The organism is Bacteroidales bacterium, from assembly GCA_018334875.1.
Classification (GTDB): Bacteria; Bacteroidota; Bacteroidia; order Bacteroidales; family UBA12077; genus JAGXLC01.
The window spans coordinates 25,697-28,053 of record JAGXLC010000026.1; the positions used below are offsets into that span (position 1 = coordinate 25,697).

Annotated in this window: 2 protein-coding genes; one reads left to right on the forward strand and one right to left on the reverse strand. The window is 41.0% G+C overall.

What is annotated here, in order from left to right:
* The first annotated feature begins 239 nt into the window (after window positions 1-239).
* Window positions 240-833, forward strand: coding sequence for a bifunctional phosphoribosyl-AMP cyclohydrolase/phosphoribosyl-ATP diphosphatase HisIE (locus tag KGY70_04035; GenBank protein ID MBS3774331.1), 594 nt, complete (start codon window positions 240-242; stop codon window positions 831-833).
* A 95-nt stretch (window positions 834-928) separates the two neighbouring features.
* Here KGY70_04035 and nhaA read toward each other — a convergent pair whose 3' ends face one another.
* Window positions 929-2,251, reverse strand: coding sequence for a Na+/H+ antiporter NhaA (nhaA, locus tag KGY70_04040; GenBank protein MBS3774332.1), 1,323 nt, complete (start codon window positions 2,249-2,251; stop codon window positions 929-931).
* Window positions 2,252-2,357 lie beyond the last annotated feature (106 nt).

The following is a 2,357-nucleotide window of genomic DNA, read 5'->3' on the forward strand; positions in this document are numbered from 1 at the left end:
GTGTGTGAGTTGAAAACAGTAAAGAAGTAGGCAGTAAGCAGTAAGCAGTAAGCAGTGAGATTTCTGCTCAGCTCTCAGTTCTCAGCTCTCAGTGCCCAGTTCTCAGCTCTCAGTTCTCAGTGCTCAGTGCCCAGCTCTTAGCTCTTGGCTCTTTGCTCTTGGCCCTCTTCTCTTAGCCTTAGCCTTAGCCTTCGCCTTATTTCAACAATGTAACAATTCAATCATTCAATCATTAGTTTATGGAACTTGACTTTAACAAACTCAATGGAATCATCCCTGTGGTAATACAAGACTGGAATACTTTAAAAGTCCTGATGCTTGGATTTATGAACCGGGAAGCTTACGAAAAAACCCGTGCCACCGGGTATGTTACATTCTACAGCCGGTCGAGGAAACAATTGTGGACCAAAGGGGAGACCAGCGGAAATTATTTGGTGGTTAAGGAAATAAAGACAGATTGTGATGATGACAGTCTTCTGGTCAAAGTGGAACCTATGGGCAATACCTGCCATCTGGGAAGATACAGTTGTTTTGAGGAAGAAAAAGGCGGTTCCGGTAACTTCTTAAGTGAGCTGGAACAGATCCTCAGGGACAGGAAGGAGAAAATGCCGGAGAACTCGTATACTTCCAAACTATACGACAAGGGAATTGATAAGATTGCCCAAAAAGTCGGGGAAGAGGCTGTTGAACTTGTAATTGAAGCCAAAGGGGAGAATAAGGAGTTGTTGCTGAATGAGGCAGCCGATTTGGTTTATCATATGATGGTATTGCTGGTTTATAAAGGATACTCACTGGAGGAGGTGATCCAAACTTTAAAAGACCGGCACCGTTAATTATTCGGGAAAATTTTGTTTATCTGCTGCGACCCAAAACTGTCCCCGTTTTTCAATTTTTTGACGTATTCCTGGCTCCTTTACTTATTGTATCATCATAAATGTTTTGCCTTATATTTTTTCCCGAATGTTAACTGTAGATACACCAATCCCAATATCGAAGCTGTGAATGAACCAAGCAATACACCTAATTTGGCCTGATTTAAAAGGACTATATTGTCAAAAGTCAGATTGCTTATGAATAGAGACATGGTGAAGCCTGCTCCACCGAGTAACGCTACACCAAAAATATGTTTCCAATTGGTATCTTTTGGCAAAGCGGACATACCAAACTTAATTGATAACCAAGAGAATAAAAATATTCCTGCTAGTTTTCCAAAAACCATGGCAAGACCGAGATTCAATGTTAACGTGTTGAAGGTCTCCAGTCCATATCCATCAAACACCACACCGGCATTAGCGAAGAGAAATAACGGTATGACGAGATAAGTTACAAAACCGTGCAGTGTGTTTTCAAGATATTGTACAGGACTTTGTACGCTGTCTAAATAATATTTGATGTTATCAATGGTTGACTGTTGTTGTTTGTTTAGCATTATTTTATCCTGACATGATTGATCACAGAATTCATCCACTGCTGTTAGCAGATTGACTGAAAATTCGTCCAGTTTGATTTTTCTTTTTGCAGGTATGGAGAAAGCAATTAAAATACCTGCCATCGTTGGATGAACCCCCGATTTAAAAAACACATACCATATGATCCACCCAATAACCATATAAGCTGGAATGTATCTTATGTTCCTGTAATTAAACAACAGCAGAATAACCAATAATCCTGCGGCAATACCGAGAAATTCCCAGTTTATATAAGGGTTGTCGGTCAAGGCGATTTTTATCACGGCCCCAATATCATCCACAATGGCAAAACCCACCAGGAATACCTTTAAACCTATGGGTACTTTGCTACCAAGCAATGCGAGTATACTCAGCGCAAGAGTCACGTCAGTTGCCATGGTTATTCCCCAGCCTTCAATTCCGGTTTGATTATAATTCAAAATAACAAATAAACCTGCCGGGAAGATCATTCCCCCGATGGATGCAAATACGGGTAGCGTAGATTGTTTAATATTTGAAAGTTCTCCTGCAATGAATTCCCTTTTGATTTCAAGGCCAAGCAGGAAAAAGAATATGGCCATTAATCCGTCATTGAGCCAACGGATCAGGGACATTTCAAGTTTGAAGAAATCTGTACCAATGATGAGCTGTTTATTCCAGAAAGCTCTATACGCATCGCCCCATTGGGAATTGGCAAGTAATAGTGCCGATAATGTACTTATGATGAGAAGGATTCCCCCCAGCGCTTCAATGCGTGCATATCTTATGAATGGTGCTTTTATATAACCCAGTGGATCTTTCATCTTTCCCGTTTTGGTTTTCCTGTCCCGTCAGCAATGCGGGGCTAGTTAGAGTCTGTCTATAATATCCGCTGGCTGCGTTACGCTCGTTTTTCATGCCAGTCGATTA